This window comes from Corynebacterium sp. 20-84, assembly GCF_053479455.1.
Genome location: NZ_JBRBCB010000012.1, coordinates 15,117 through 29,439, shown reverse-complemented (window position 1 = coordinate 29,439; position 14,323 = coordinate 15,117). Strand labels below are relative to the sequence as shown.

Genomic DNA, 14,323 nt, shown 5'->3' with positions numbered 1-14,323 from the left:
TTTTACCCCCGCGTTTACCCTCGTGGACATGACATCGCATCGTGTTAGCGTGATTGACCTGTTCAGCATCGGCATCGGCCCGTCGTCCTCGCACACCGTTGGCCCGATGCGCGCCAGCACCGCATTCGTGGAAAGACTCGGCCAGCTCCCCTCTGAAGTTCACATTGAACTGCGAGGTTCTCTCGCCGCCACCGGTGTCGGCCACGGCACCGACCGCGCCGTCCTTCTCGGCCTGGTGGGCTACACTCCCCTGACTACCGACCAGACCGTCGAGCCTGTCCCGGGAACACCGATTCCCGCGAAAGGCACCATCTCGGGCCCCGACGGCACCGTCACCTACGAGCTCACCTTCAACCCGAAGCCCGTCGCCGAACACCCCAATTGCCTCATCTTCGACGCATGGGCCGCTGACGGCACCCGCCTGGCCAGCCGCACCGAGTACTACTCCGTGGGCGGCGGCTTCATCATGGACCGCGCCGAGATGAACGAAGCCACCTCCGAAGGTGCTAGCACCGGCATCGCCGCCGCTACTGCAGTCGCTGAGGCGGAGGCTGAAGAGGCAGCTGGATCCGGGGCAGCTGACTTAGACGACGGCACATACGCTTATGATTCCTCCGCGGACCTCTTGGCTGTCTGCGACGACACCGGTCTGAGCATCGCCGAGGTCATGGCCCACAACGAAACCATCCAGCGCGGCGTGACCGAGTACACCACCCACTTGGACGAGGTCTGGTCCGTGATGCAGGAATGCGTGAAAAACGGCATCACCACCGACGGTTCCCTACCCGGTGGCCTCAATGTCCGCCGTCGCGCCCCGCGCATGCACGCGATGCTCACCAGTGAGCAGCAACGCCACAACTCCGAGGGACTCGACGCGATGGAGTGGGTGAACCTCTACGCCTTGGCTGTCAACGAGGAGAATGCCGCCCACGGCCGCGTTGTCACTGCCCCGACCAACGGCGCCGCCGGCATCATTCCCGCCGTGATGCACTACTGCCGGGACTTCACCGCCGATTTCACCCCGGAGCGCGCCCGGGAATTCCTGCTCACTGCCGGTGCCGTCGGCGCAATCATCAAGACCAACGCCTCCATTTCCGGTGCCGAGGTCGGCTGCCAGGGCGAAGTCGGCTCCGCCTCCGCCATGGCCGCCGCAGGAATGTGCGCCATCCTCGGCGGCACACCTGCCCAAGTAGAAAACGCCGCGGAGATTGCCCTCGAGCACAACCTTGGACTCACCTGCGATCCAGTCGGCGGCCTCGTTCAGGTCCCATGCATCGAGCGCAATGCCATCGGTGCCGTCAAAGCGATCAATGCCGCCCGCCTCGCCAAATGGGGCGACGGCACCAATATCGTCTCCCTCGACGACGCCGTGGAGACCATGGCCGCCACCGGCCGCGACATGATGACCAAATACAAGGAGACCTCCGTCGGCGGCCTCGCCGTCCAGCTCGGATTCCCGGTGAATATCACCGAGTGCTAGCCCCACTATGAGGCTTGGTTGGGTGTCACTGGGTACAGGGTGGATTTAGACGACGTTGCTTCCATATCAACCAAAACTGACCTGGGGAAACAGGTAGCCGATCCCCGGCGAGATGAAGGAAGATCCACGCGGGAATCTGACCGCGGTCGGCGGCCGCCTCCCGGCCGGCGATCAAAACGCCGCTGGGGCCCAATAAAGGGCAGGCCCGATTGCCCCCTAGCGTTCCGTGACCTCTGGGGCGGTATCGTCCTCCGGGAGGAAGATGGCGTCAATGATCGCACCGGCATCAAGGGAGACAGTCTTCTGCGACTGGTTCTCGAGATTCTTCACGGTGATCTCGCCGGCTTCGAGCTCGCGGTCGCCCAGGACGAGTGCGGTGTGGGCGCCGGAGCGGTCTGCACCCTTCATGGCGCCCTTGAGGCCGCGGCCGCCGTACGCCATGTCGGCGGAGATGCCGTTGTGGCGGAGTTCGTCGATAAGCTTGGCCATTTTCTTGGTCGCTTCGGGGCCAATTCCGACGCCATAAACCTGGACGCGCTGGTCGACCCCGTCGAGGGTGACGCCTTCCGCTTCGAGGGCGAGGACAGCACGGTCGACGCCGAGGCCGAAGCCGATGCCGGACAGGTCTTGGCCGCCGATCTGCGCCATGAGGCCGTCGTAGCGGCCGCCGCCGCCGATGCCGGACTGTGCGCCGAGGCCGTCATGGACGAATTCGAAGCAGGTCTTGGTGTAGTAGTCCAGGCCGCGGACCATGCGCGGGTTGATTACGTACTCGATGCCGAGGTCGTCGAGGGAGCCGGTGACGGTCTCAAAGTGCTCGCGGCACTCGGCGTCGAGGTGATCGAGCATCAGCGGAGCGTCAGCGGTCATCTCCTGGACCTCCGGGCGCTTGTCGTCCAGTACGCGCAACGGGTTGATCTGGGCGCGGTGGCGGGTCTCCTCGTCCAGCGGCAGATCGAGGAGGAAATCCTGGAGCTTCTGGCGGTAGGCCGGGCGGCAATTCCGGTCACCGAGGCTGGTCAGCTCGAGACGGAAGCCGGTGAGGCCAATGGAGCGGTAGCAGCGGTCGGCAAGGGCGATGACCTCGACGTCGAGAAGCGGATCGTCGACGCCGATCGCCTCGACGCCGACCTGCTGCAGCTGACGGTAGCGACCGGCCTGCGGGCGCTCGTAGCGGAAGAACGGGCCGTAGTAGTTGAGTTTGACCGGCAGCTGGCCGCGATCGAGATTGTGCTCGATCACCGAACGCATGACGCCTGCGGTGCCTTCTGGGCGCAGGGTGACGGAGCGGTCGCCGCGGTCGGCGAAGGTGTACATCTCCTTAGAGACGACGTCGGTGGACTCCCCCACGCCGCGGGCAAAGAGGGTGGTGTCTTCGAAGACAGGCAGCTCAATGTGCTGATACCCGGCAAGATGCGCCTGATTCACAAACTCGGAACGGACCGCGTGGAACGTGGCGGATGCCGGCGGAACATAATCCGGCACGCCCTTCGGCGCGGACAGGGGTTGGAACTTCTCGGCTTTCTGCTGGGTATCGCTCACGCCGGTCGATCTTAGCGCGAACGGCCAGCGGCGCTGAGATACGGGTTTGTGGCGCGTTCCTGTGCCACTGTGGTCGCAGGCCCGTGGCCGGGCAGAACAGTGAGTTCATCGTCGAGATCCCACACGGGACCGGCGAGGGTGCGGTCCATGGCGGCCGGGTCACCCAAGGGAAGGTCAGTGCGGCCGATGGAACCGGCGAACAGCACATCACCGGCAAAGACGACCTGCTCGTCGGCGGCAGCAATGAGAAGGCACGACCCCGGCGAGTGCCCCGGGGCGTGGACGATGCGGAAGTCCATGCCCGCGAACGTCATGGTCTCCCCCGCTGTAAGGTGCCGCAGGTCCTCGGGTTGCTTCATGGAGTCGACCTCGAAGATCCGGCCGAAGTCGCCGGGCGCGCCCCACTGCGGATCGAGCATCACCTCATCGTCGGGGTGGATGTAGACAGGCACACCGAACTCGGCACAGTCACGGGTGTGGTCGATGTGGCCGTGGGTGAGCACGACGGCGACGAGCTCTGCATCCGCTTCCTCGACGATCTTCATGACCTGGGCGTGGGAATCCTTGCCCGGGTCAATGACGAAAGCCTCGGGCTTGGAGCCCGAGGCGGAGTCCGCCGACGCAATGACGACGTAGGTGTTGGTCCCGAACGGCCCTGCGGTGAATCCTGCGATCTGCATGGCCGCCAGTGTAGACGGCATGCGCGACCATGCCGCCGGAAATTACTTCGACAGTGCTTCTACGGCAGCGTCATAGTCGGGCTCATCGGCGATGTCGTCTACGAGATGAGTGTGGATGATCTTGTGGTCCGCATCGGTGACCACCACGGAACGCGCGAGCAGCCCCTTGATCGGCGAACCTTCCATGATGATGCCGTAGTCCTCACCGAAGGTGGAGCGGAACGCGGAGGCGCTGACGACATTGTCGATGCCCTCGGCACCGCAGAAACGCTGCTGCGCGAACGGCAGGTCCTTGGACACGCACAGGACGACAGTGTTGTCGAGGCCCGCGGCGAGCTCGTTGAAGCGGCGCACCGATTGCGCACAAACGCCGGTGTCCACAGACGGGAAGATATTCAACACGATGCGCTTGCCAGCGAAGTCAGCGTCAGTAACGGTGTTCATGTCGCCGCCGACGAGCTCGAAGGACGGCAGCTTCTCACCAACGGCAGGAAGTTCGCCGGAGGTGGTGGTCGGTTCATTGCGGAAAGAAATATCAGCCATGGCGCCCAGCATAAATAAAGGCCCGGCCGCACGCACTGGCATGTAGTGCAGTACTGATACTGTAATTACCCATCTGACCACCAACACCTACCGATGGAGGCCGAAGTCCGTGAGCAATAACGCGCAGCGCGGCAAAGACGCCCTGAAGGAACTCGACCGCGAGCTCAAGGCACGCGACCGCAAAGAGAAGAACAAGCCCTGGTCGATCGCGGCCATGGCGCTGCTGGTCATCGCTCTTGTCGGCGGCGGCATCTACATGGCTGCCACCTGGGGCTCCGACGAAGATGTCGTTGCCGAGGAGGAAGCCGACAAACAAGACGAGCAGAAAGAGCAGGAGCAGCAGGAAGAGATGGAGCCCGTCGCGCTTAATAAGAAGCGCACGACCCCGCTCGATCCGACGGTCACCTGCACCTACACCGAGGACGGACAGGGCGAGTTCTACAAGGGCCTGCCCGAAGCAGAAGGCGTATCGACGGAGGGCACCGTCGACGTCACCCTCGACACCTCCGCCGGCCCCATCGGCCTGACCCTGGACCGCTCCGTCTCGCCGTGCACGGTCAACGCGATCGAGTACCTGGTCAAGGAGGGGTACTACAACGACACCGTGTGCCACCGCCTGACCACTGAGGGCCTCCACGTCCTGCAGTGCGGCGATCCGAGCGGCACCGGCAGTGGCGGCCCGGGCTTCCAGTTCGCGGACGAGTACCCGGCCGACGACCCGGCGGAGAAGGAGAACCAGAACGTCCTCTACGAGCGCGGCACCATCGCCATGGCGAACTCGGGCCCGAACACCAACGGCTCCCAGTTCTTCCTCAACTACGGCGATTCCCCGCTCCCGCCCGCGTACACCTACTTCGGCACGATCAACGAGGAGGGCCTGGCCACCCTCGACAAGATCGCCGAGGCAGGCATCGCTGAGCCGGAGTCCGAGGAAGAGGCCATGATGGCGAACCCCGGCGACGGCGCCCCCAAGGAGGAAGTGAAGATCAACAGCGCATCGATCGCTTAATCTCCGCTATCCCCACCCCGTCCAGTGTGAGCTTACTCACATTGGGCGGTTTTTCATTGCCCGAGCTTAAGGTTGCCGTAATCACGGCCAGCGCGCATACAGCTTATCGACGCCCACCCCTCCCCCTCTCCCATATTTCCCGCTTCAACTGTGTGTCTGTACAAATTCTCCGTCGCCAGAGCCTGAGAACGCGTCCGCCAAACCAGTCCCATTAGTCCCATTCGGCACATATTTTGACTACAAACACTTAAGAAAAGCCTGAGAGCCAGTCCCCCTACCTGGATAACCGCTCGTTAAAGCCCTTGCAGGGCCTATACCCCGACTGTAGAGTGTTCCACGTCATTGAGAGCTTCTTTCTGAAAGGGACATTCATGAAGATCCGCAAGAGCATCCTCGCTGCTGCCACCGCAGCTACCGTTTCCGTCTCCGGCGTCGTCGCTGCTCCGGCTTTCGCAGCTGAGCCGGCTCCGAAGGACGAGACCCCCGTCACCGCCGAGGGCACCAACGCCGACGAGGGCAAGGACGGCGACAAGGCCGACCAGCCGAAGGACGACGACAAGGCCGACCAGCCGAAGGACGACGAGGGCAAGGACAACACCGACCAGGACAACGGCAAGAAGAAGTCCTTCGGCGACAAGCTGAAGGCTAACTCCTCCGACAAGGATGGCGACTGGGATCCGAAGGCTATCACCGCTTGGATCAGCGTCTTCACCGCAGTCCTGGGTCTGGTCGGCTCCGTGCTCACCTTCGCTCAGAAGAACTTCAAGCTGCCGTTCTAAGGCTGCGCCGAGCATCTAGCTCACACGCCTATACCGCCACGACGCTGCGTCGTGGCGGTTTTCGCGTCTTTAGGCTTCTAAATCAGAGGTGCGCCGAGTCCGAGTTATCGGCTAAGCGTTGACACGGTAGACGTCGAAGACACCCTCGATATTGCGCACCTGGTTCATCAGCGTGCCCAACTGCTTGGTATCGGATACTTGGAAAGTGAACCGGACAGTGGCGATATGGTCGTCGTCGCAGTGGTGGTTGAAAGCAATGACTGGCAGCTTCTGCTCGTTGAGGACACGGGTGAGCTCAGCCAGCAGGCCCTGTTTGTCAAGTGCTTCCAGTTGCATCGTCGCCGTGGACGCGCCCTGTCGGGAACCGCTGTTCCACTCCACCTGGATGAGTCGGGCTTGTTCCTGCTTGAGTTTCTCTGCGTTGGTGCAGTCGACGCGGTGGACGGACACTCCCCCGCCACGGGTGACAAAGCCGAAGATTTCATCGCCGGGCACAGGCTGGCAACAGCGGGCCAGTTTGGCCATCACATCGGGGGATCCCTCGACGAGGATGCCGGGGCCGTCGGTACGCGTCGGTGTCTTGAGCTCCGCTATAGGCGCGCGTGCGGCAAGCGCGTCGACCGCGTCGTCCTCGTCGCCGAACATCTCCACCAGCAGGCTGACCACGTGCTTCGCAGAGGTCTGCCCGGAACCGATCGCGGTGTAGAGGGCATCGACACCGTCGTAGTGGAGCTGAGTAGCCACCTTGTTCATCGAGTCAGCCGTGAAGAGGCGGTGCAACGGCAAACCGCCGCGCTGGACCTCGGCAGCAAGGGCATCGCGACCGGCCTCGAGGTGCTCTTCGCGGCGCTCCTTCGCGAACCACTGGCGGATCTTGCTCTTGGCGCGCGGTGAGACGACGAAGTCTTGCCAGTCGCGCGACGGGCCCGCATTCGCGTCCTTTGATGTGAAGACCTCGACACGGTCACCTGACTTGAGTGTGGATTCAAGGGCGACGAGTTTTCCGTTGACCTTCGCGCCAATGCAACGGTGGCCGACCTCGGTGTGCACCGCGTAGGCGAAATCGACCGGTGTGGAGTCCGCCGGCAGATTGATCACATCACCTTTCGGTGTGAAGCAGAAGATCTGCGCGGAGGTGAGATCGTAGCGCAGGGAATCGAGGAACTCGTTCGGATCCGCCGCTTCCTTCTGCCAGTCGAGCAACTGACGCATCCACGTCATTTGATCAAGCTCAGCCTGGTCGCCTTTGTGGGAGCCCTTTGTTTCCTTGTACCGCCAGTGGGCGGCCACACCGAATTCGGCGTTGTAGTGCATCTCGTGAGTGCGCACCTGGATCTCCAGCGGGCGGCCGGAATCTGTCATCACGGTGGTGTGGAGTGATTGGTAAACACCGAAGCGCGGGTTCGAGATGTAGTCCTTGAAGCGCCCCGGCATCGCCGAATACAGCGAGTGCACGACACCAATGGCGGCGTAGCAGTCGCTGACATTATCCACCAGGACGCGAATGCCCACGAGGTCGAAGATCTCGTTGAAGTCGCGGCCGCGGACCACCATTTTCTGATAGATCGACCAGTAGTGCTTCGGGCGTCCCATGACCTCGGCCTTGACGCCGTTCTGCTTCAGCTCAGCCTGGATTTCACCGGTGACTTCTTTCAGAGCCCGGTCACGCGAGGGGGCGCGTTCAGCGACGAGGCGGACGATCTCCTCGTACTTCTTCGGGTACAGGATCGCGAATGCGAGGTCCTCGAGCTCCCATTTCACTGATGCCATGCCGAGGCGGTGCGCCAGCGGGGCGATGACTTCAAGGGTCTCACGCGCTTTTTTCTGCTGCTTCTCCGGCGGCAGGAAGCGCATGGTGCGCATATTGTGCAGACGGTCGGCGACTTTGATCACCAGTACTCGCGGATCCTGCGACATCGCCACGATCATCTTGCGGATCGTCTCCGCCTCAGCAGCGGCGCCGAGGGCGACTTTGTCGAGCTTGGTCACACCGTCGACAAGCCGGGCGACCTCCGGGCCGAAATCATTCGTGAGATCGTCGAGGGAGTATTCGGTGTCCTCCACCGTGTCGTGGAGAAGCGCGGCCATGATCGTGGTCGTGTCCATACCGATCTCAGCGCAGATCGTCGACACAGCCAGCGGGTGCGTGATGTACGGGTCGCCGGACTTGCGCTGCACGCCCTCGTGCAGGCGCTCCGCGGTCTCATAGGCGCGCGAGATATCCTCGACGCTCGCCTTCGGGTGGTATTTGCGGTGGATCGAGTACAGCGGCTCGATGACCGGGTTAGTTTTCGGTCGCCCACCTGTGAGCGACCGGGCGAGCCTGGCCGACACACTGCGCATCGACGAACCGGTGCTGCGCCGCTGCGATCGATCTTGGGACGTCATGCGCCCACTTTAAGCCACACTGTCAGTTCTATGCTGCGTCGCCGTTACTTTGGTTCAGAACGACCAGAGGAATACCGTCCAAGCGTTCGCGGCCGCCAAGGCCAGAAACTTCGAGCACGACGACGCAACCGGCGACGATTCCGCCAGCACGCTCAATCAGATCGCGGGCGGCGTGGAGGGTGCCGCCGGTGGCCAAGACATCGTCGACAAGCACGATGCGCTTTCCTTCGATATTCATGCCTTCCGCAGGAATCTCCAGCGCGGCGGTGCCGTATTCAAGGGAGTATTCCTCGCTGATCACCGGCGGCGGCAGCTTGCCCTTCTTGCGGATCGCCAGGATGCCGAGGCCCATGTCGTAAGCGACAGCTGAGCCGAGGAGGAAGCCACGCGCGTCGAGGCCGCCGATCATGTCGGCGCCGAGGTTCTTGGAGGCCTCCGCCATCTCGGCGATGACGACTTTCAGAGCTGCGCCGTCAGCAAGCACCGGCGTTAGATCCTCAAAGAGCACGCCTTCTTCAGGGAAGTCCTGCACATAGCGCATCTTCTCGGCCAAGGCCTCGCGGGCGGTGCGGTACGTGGGTTGAACAGAGTTCTCTGGGGAGGTCATGGTCTACTTGTCGTCTTTCTGTTCCGGTGTGGGTTCCAAACCGGGAACGTGCCAGCGGTCCATGTTCCAGCCGATCCCGACAGGGCCAGTGTAGACCACCACGTTCTTGATGCTGTTGTCCACGATGAAGGTGCGCGGCTGAGCAGACAGCGGAATAGACGGCACCTCGTCCCACAGGCGTTTTTCCTCCGCGCGGAGGCTTTGGAGTTCCTCGGAGCGTGAGGTCGCGGATTCGTATTCCATCATCGGGTCGACGGCGCCGAGGAAGGCATCGATCTTGCCGCCGCGGTCGAGCTCACCTTGCTCATTCCAGGTCGGCTCTTCGGTGAGGAGATCGCCGCGTGTCTTGCCGTTGGCAGTCACGTCAGTGATCGTGATGCCGGCGGGCTCGCACGATTTCTTCATCGCTTCGACCATGGCAGCCATGCGCTTATTCGGCGCGTTGTAACCGACGTGCAGCTCAAGTCCAGAGGCGACGCTGGCGCCCTCGATATCGACGCCGAGGTGCGGGTCCGCAATATCGGCGAGGCGACGCGACATCGGGTCATTCTGGGTGAGCACGTGCACGGGTGACGGCGGGAGCTCGATGCCAGCTTCGCGTGACGACGCCTCCGCCACCGCCCGAATGTCGATGCACTTGGCCAGAGCCTGCCGGTTGTCGTGATACGCCCACGAACCTGCGTCGGCGAAAACGAGCGTGTCGGTCATCTCGCCGATGACGGTCTGTAGTTCTTGGTGGCTCTCCGGGGAGTCCGAGTCTGCTCCATCGTCAGAAGGTGTCTCCCCCGCTGCGCTCGCCTCGGAGGCATCTGCTTGTTGGCCGTCCTTGCCCGTGCGCACATCGTCGGCATTGGCACCCTGATCGGGCTCAGGCGGAGCCTCGTACCAATCCGGATTGTGATCGCTCAGGTCACCGACCATGAGTGCGCCTGCTTCCTGGAGTTCCGCGGAATCCTTGGACGCCGGCCACACAACTACCTTCGGCACCTCGGGGGCGTCGCCGTAGTACTTCTCATTGGCGACGAGGACGACCTCGCCCTCCTCCCCGATCGATTCGATCTTGTACGGGCCATAAGACACCTGAAGCTCGGGATCGAATTTGCGGAGGCCGTAGCCGAAGCGCCACACCTCGGCAGTGCGGGCGAACAGATCTGGGTCGCCGGACTGGAGGCCGGTGGTGAAATCGGCGGTCTTCATGCCTAGGCGCTTAGCGATGGCGTGGGCGGGAAGCACCGTGCCCGCACCGAAAAGCTCGCGCCAGCGGCCGCCCTTGCCCGGCTGGAAGACGACGGTGAATTCCTTGGAGCCCGGCGTGCAATCGACACGCTCGACTTGCTCCATCTGCGGCATATGAGAGGAGAAGACATCCGGGTTGGAACCGGCGGCAAAAGCGAGGGCATAGTCGTCGCATGTCACCGGAACACCGTCGGAGAATTCAGCTTGATCCGACAAGGTGTAAATGACCTGTCGCTGCGGGCCCGGCAATACCTGCGTGGACACAAGGTCGGTATTCGGGATGCGCTGGCCGGACGGCCCGGGAATGAATGCCCCCGGGAACATGCGTCCGGAAAGACGCTGCATCTTCAAAGAATCGCCGATCTTCGTCGCCGCATTCGTGGTGATCAGCGGAACGGGTAGCTGGTACCCGAAATAGTCCAAGGCGGTCTGGTCCGTGGGCTCCTGCTCAGAATCGGAGCACCCCGCCATGAAGGTGGCTGCTGCGGTAAGCAGGGCGGCAACGCGCACAGAATTCCTTCGTCGCGTCCGATTTCCCGCCGTGGTTTTCATGGGGGTGTTCACGGTGTGCTCCTCTCGCCCTGTCTAATCCTCATCTACTTGCCACGGTGCACTACTTCTGGTTCGGCCGCCACGTTGCGGCGGACTGGCGTGCTGGCTCCGTCGCATGCGTTTCAGCGTCTAGGCGAGAAGAGGAACGCGGGGAGGTCACAGTGCGCTTCGCGGACACCGCTTCAGCCGCGTCGTCGTCCTGCTCGGAGGTAGAGGATTCGGTGGAAGCAGAGGTGCCGTCGATAAGCTCGCGCTCGCTCTTGCCCGCGCGGTAGTCAGCGACCTTCTTGTTGTGCTCCTTGTACTGGCTCTGCGCGTTGGTGAGAGTGACCAGCAGGGCGCTAGCGAGGAACAGGGAGGAGATAACGCCTTCCACGACGCCGATCAGCTGAATGAGTGCGAGGTCCTGGAGGGTGCCCACGCCGAGCAGCCACACAGCGACGATCATGAGCGCGATGATCGGCAGCGCCGAGATCACAGAGGTCGAAATCGAGCGCATCAATGTCTCGTTGACGGCGAGGTTGGTTTCTTCCGCATAGGTCGAACGGCGCGAATCAAGCACGCCCTCGGTGTTCTCCTTGACCTTGTCGAACACGATGACGGTGTCGTAAAGGGAGAACGTCAGCACGGTCAGCAGACCGATGATCATGGCTGGGGTGACTTCGATGCCGAACAGGGCGTAGATGCCCATGATGACCACGGCGTCGAAAAGCAGGGCGACCATGGCTGCGATCGCCATATTGCGCTGCAGACGCAGGGCGACGTAGATCGCGGCGGTGACGAGGAAGATCAACATCGACAGCAGCATGCGGTTCGTGATCGTCGAACCCCACGACTCGGACACCGTGGAATCGCCGATCGCGTCCGGTGTCGCCTCACCAGTAGCGTCCTTCGGCTGGTAGGCGTTGTAGATCGCTTCGCGTGCGCTGTCGATCTGCTCCTGGGTCAGGTGCTCGGAATTGATCTCCAGTGTGCGTGAATCACCCGCGCCGACGATCTGGGTCAGCTCGGGAGTCACGCCCGTTGCATCGACGAAGGTCTCCTCAACCTCCTCGACGACGAGTTCGCCGGCTGGCATCGACATCTTGGTGCCGCCCTCGAAATCGATACCGAGGTTGAAGCCGCGCAGCAGCATCGCAGCAGCAGAGATGACCACCAGAGCCACGGCGATGATGTACCAGAGCTTGGAGCGGCCGATGAAGTCGATCGCGCCCTTGCCTTCGTAAAGGCGCTCGATGCCCTTCGTGTGCGTTGCGGTCTCGTGTTCCGCTGCGGCAGTGCCTTTCGCAGCGCCGTTGCTTGCCGACGAATCAGCTGCGGCGTTCAGTGAGGTGGTCATGATTATTTCTCCTCTTTCCTGGTTGCCGTGGGCGTGGCGGTGTCGGTGTCTTCGTCTTCATCCACTGCTGTGACAGTATCCGCGGCGGTCAGAGTCGCCACGGTGGAGCCGCCGCCGGTGGCGTTGCTCATCGACGTGGTGATGGTGGACGCTTCGCTCGGCTTTGTCTCGGTAGCGCGTGCAGCATCGGACTCGGTCTCTGCGTCTGCACTCCGCTTGGAACGGCGCGCTGTGACGGTCTTGCCGCGGCCGGCCTCAAAGGCCTTGGCCATGCCGTTGACGGACGGCTTAGCCCAGAACGAGCTGCGCGAAGCCAGGATCATCAGCGGTGCGGTGATCAGGAACGTCACCAGCAGGTCGAAGATCGTGGTCAGACCCATGGTGAAGGCGAAGCCCTTGACCTCGCCGACGGCGAGGAAGTAGATCACGACTGCACCGATGAGGGTGACCATATTGCCTGTGACGATCGTTTCCTTCGCGCGATCCCAACCGTTGAGCGTCGCCGAGCGGAATGTTCTGCCGCGACGCACCTCGTCCTTGATGCGCTCGTAGAGGACGACGAAGGAGTCGGCGGTGGTACCGATACCGATGATCAAACCGGCGACACCGGACAGGTCCAGCGTGTAGCCGATCCAGCGGCCCAGCAGGACCAGCGCGCCGTAGACGAGCAGCCCCGCGGTCGCCAGAGTGAACAGGGAAATGAGGCCGTAGAGGCGGTAGTACACGAAGACGAAGATGGCAACGAGTGCCAGACCGACCAGGCCCGCAATGATGCCCGCCTTCAGGGAAGCGACACCGAGTGACGGCGGAACGGTCAGCGCGGTGCCACCCGGTTCACCGTTCTCACCAGCGAAGGAGAGCGGGAGTGCGCCGTAACGCAGGTTATTCGCTAGGTTCTCGGCTTCTTCCTGGGTGAACTGACCGGTGATCGAGGTTGCAGAGCCGACCGGCGTCGGCGACTTGATCTCCGGTGCAGAGATCACCTGGGAATCCAGGGTGATCGCGATCTGCTGACCAACCATGGCCGCAGTCAGCGCTGCCCAGGTAGAAGAACCATTGTGTTCGCCTTCCTGCTTGAAGGCGAAGTTGATCTCCATCTGGCCGGTCTCTGGATTGATGCCACCGGTAATGGGGCGATTGGTGTCGATCTCGCTACCGGTCAGACGCGGTCCGTCCTCGTCCTCGACGCCCTGGAGCAGCGGCACCGGGTCGAGCAGCAGCGCCTGGCCCTGGCTAGGATCGCAGGCCACGAGCGGGCGCTTCGGATCGTCAGTGCCCGCCAGCGGGTCCACCGGCGCCGGCTTTTCGGGGTCGGCCGGGGTGCACTTCATCAGCCAGGATGCCGCCTGAAGCTTCGTCATGTCATCGGACTGGCGGTCCTCGCGCAGCATCGCCGTTGCTTCCTTGCGCAGATCCGATGCTTCGAGGGAGTTGTCCGGCTCCGGCTTCGGGTCGGCGGTGATCTCCGGTGCCTCGATCGGCTCGAGGTTTATCTCGGTGGTGGCTTCCCCGCCCTGCTCCTCCTGAGCTTTTTTCATCGCCTCGGCCTGCTGGTTGAAGGCGTCGGCGAATGTCTGCATCGACGACTGCGCTTCTTCCTTGGTGATCACGCGGTACTCGACCCAGCGGTTCGCCATGTCTTCCAAAACCTTCGGGAAGTTGACTTGGTCGGCCTGCTGGGTCGGCTGGGCGACCGGGCGGAACAGCAGCTGGGAGGTCTGGCCGATATTGCGCACATCGGCGGAATCCTCGCCGGAGACCGTGATCACCAGCGTGTTGCCGTCGACGACGACAGATGCGTCGGAGACACCCATGCCGTTGACGCGGTTCTCAAGAATAGTGCGCGCCTGGTCCAGCTGATCCTTCGTGGGCTCCTCCCCTTGCGGGACGAGCGTGACACGGGTGCCGCCGCGAAGATCGATGCCCAGTTTCGGCGACGCCTCACGGTCGCCCGTCAAGAAAATAAGGGCATAAGTGGCCACCAAAATGAGTGCGAATAGCGCAATGGCCCGTTTGGGCCACGCTCGCTTCGATCCTCCCTCTCGGGCTGACCGCCTGCCTGACGTTTTCGAAGTCACGTACGTGCTCTCCTCGTTAACCTGCTTTATCCACCTCAGGCGGCTACGTTCCCCGCAGTTGCGCGGTGACGGCTGCGGCTACCCGTGCAA

The 14,323-nt window shown here is 62.8% G+C and carries 11 protein-coding genes; 3 read left to right on the top strand and 8 right to left on the bottom strand.

Annotated elements, in window-relative coordinates; all coding sequences use genetic code 11:
- Nucleotides 1-28: 28 nt before the first annotated feature.
- Nucleotides 29-1,480: an L-serine ammonia-lyase gene (locus ACUY2Y_RS09805; RefSeq protein ID WP_296144273.1), complete on the top strand. Its 1,452-nt coding sequence runs from the start codon at nt 29-31 to the stop codon at nt 1,478-1,480.
- A 216-nt stretch (nt 1,481-1,696) separates the two neighbouring features.
- Here the strand turns inward: ACUY2Y_RS09805 and hisS are convergent, their stop codons facing one another.
- The 3 genes from hisS to tpx are packed head-to-tail and all read right to left on the bottom strand — an operon-like array spanning nt 1,697 to nt 4,245.
- The gene (gene hisS / locus ACUY2Y_RS09800) at nt 1,697-3,022 is read right to left on the bottom strand and encodes a histidine--tRNA ligase (RefSeq protein ID WP_448326096.1); all 1,326 of its coding nucleotides are present in this window, start codon (nt 3,020-3,022) and stop codon (nt 1,697-1,699) included.
- Between the two features lie 11 nt (nt 3,023-3,033).
- On the bottom strand, nt 3,034-3,702 hold the full coding sequence (locus ACUY2Y_RS09795) for an MBL fold metallo-hydrolase (RefSeq protein ID WP_448326094.1): 669 nt from the start codon (nt 3,700-3,702) through the stop codon (nt 3,034-3,036).
- 42 nt (nt 3,703-3,744) lie between these two features.
- Nucleotides 3,745-4,245: a thiol peroxidase gene (gene tpx, locus ACUY2Y_RS09790; protein ID WP_448326092.1), complete on the bottom strand. Its 501-nt coding sequence runs from the start codon at nt 4,243-4,245 to the stop codon at nt 3,745-3,747.
- A gap of 109 nt (nt 4,246-4,354) precedes the next feature.
- Here tpx and ACUY2Y_RS09785 point away from each other — a divergent pair, with 109 nt between their 5' ends.
- Complete coding sequence (locus ACUY2Y_RS09785) at nt 4,355-5,254, top strand: peptidylprolyl isomerase (RefSeq protein ID WP_448326090.1); 900 nt, start codon at nt 4,355-4,357, stop codon at nt 5,252-5,254.
- Between the two features lie 371 nt (nt 5,255-5,625).
- Nucleotides 5,626-6,033, top strand: a complete 408-nt coding sequence (locus ACUY2Y_RS09780) for a hypothetical protein (RefSeq protein ID WP_448326088.1) — start codon at nt 5,626-5,628, stop codon at nt 6,031-6,033.
- A 111-nt stretch (nt 6,034-6,144) separates the two neighbouring features.
- On the opposite strand, the gene ACUY2Y_RS09775 is transcribed toward ACUY2Y_RS09780, so the two are convergent.
- From ACUY2Y_RS09775 to secD, 5 genes are all read right to left on the bottom strand, one after another.
- Nucleotides 6,145-8,421 carry a RelA/SpoT family protein gene (locus tag ACUY2Y_RS09775; RefSeq protein WP_448326087.1) on the bottom strand — a complete coding sequence of 759 codons (2,277 nt, stop codon included), beginning with the start codon at nt 8,419-8,421 and terminating at the stop codon, nt 6,145-6,147.
- A 28-nt stretch (nt 8,422-8,449) separates the two neighbouring features.
- Nucleotides 8,450-9,028 carry an adenine phosphoribosyltransferase gene (locus ACUY2Y_RS09770; protein ID WP_210573493.1) on the bottom strand — a complete coding sequence of 193 codons (579 nt, stop codon included), beginning with the start codon at nt 9,026-9,028 and terminating at the stop codon, nt 8,450-8,452.
- A 3-nt stretch (nt 9,029-9,031) separates the two neighbouring features.
- Nucleotides 9,032-10,774 (bottom strand): ABC transporter substrate-binding protein, encoded by a 1,743-nt coding sequence (locus ACUY2Y_RS09765; protein ID WP_448326086.1) that lies wholly within the window; start codon nt 10,772-10,774, stop codon nt 9,032-9,034.
- Nucleotides 10,775-10,877: 103 nt separating this feature from the next.
- Nucleotides 10,878-12,155 carry a protein translocase subunit SecF gene (gene secF, locus ACUY2Y_RS09760; protein WP_448326084.1) on the bottom strand — a complete coding sequence of 426 codons (1,278 nt, stop codon included), beginning with the start codon at nt 12,153-12,155 and terminating at the stop codon, nt 10,878-10,880.
- Nucleotides 12,156-12,157: 2 nt separating this feature from the next.
- Complete coding sequence (gene secD / locus ACUY2Y_RS09755; RefSeq protein ID WP_448326082.1) at nt 12,158-14,233, bottom strand: protein translocase subunit SecD; 2,076 nt, start codon at nt 14,231-14,233, stop codon at nt 12,158-12,160.
- Between the last annotated feature and the right edge of the window lie 90 nt (nt 14,234-14,323).

What these genes read in the sequence shown, in the direction of transcription:
- ACUY2Y_RS09780 (WP_448326088.1), top strand. Translation starts at nt 5,626, where the DNA reads ATGAAGATCCGCAAGAGCATCCTCGCTGCTGCCACCGCAGCTACCGTT.
- ACUY2Y_RS09775 (WP_448326087.1), bottom strand. Translation starts at nt 8,421, where the DNA reads ATGACGTCCCAAGATCGATCGCAGCGGCGCAGCACCGGTTCGTCGATG.
- ACUY2Y_RS09770 (WP_210573493.1), bottom strand. Translation starts at nt 9,028, where the DNA reads ATGACCTCCCCAGAGAACTCTGTTCAACCCACGTACCGCACCGCCCGC.
- tpx (WP_448326092.1), bottom strand. Translation starts at nt 4,245, where the DNA reads ATGGCTGATATTTCTTTCCGCAATGAACCGACCACCACCTCCGGCGAA.
- secF (WP_448326084.1), bottom strand. Translation starts at nt 12,155, where the DNA reads ATGACCACCTCACTGAACGCCGCAGCTGATTCGTCGGCAAGCAACGGC.
- ACUY2Y_RS09805 (WP_296144273.1), top strand. Translation starts at nt 29, where the DNA reads ATGACATCGCATCGTGTTAGCGTGATTGACCTGTTCAGCATCGGCATC.
- ACUY2Y_RS09795 (WP_448326094.1), bottom strand. Translation starts at nt 3,702, where the DNA reads ATGCAGATCGCAGGATTCACCGCAGGGCCGTTCGGGACCAACACCTAC.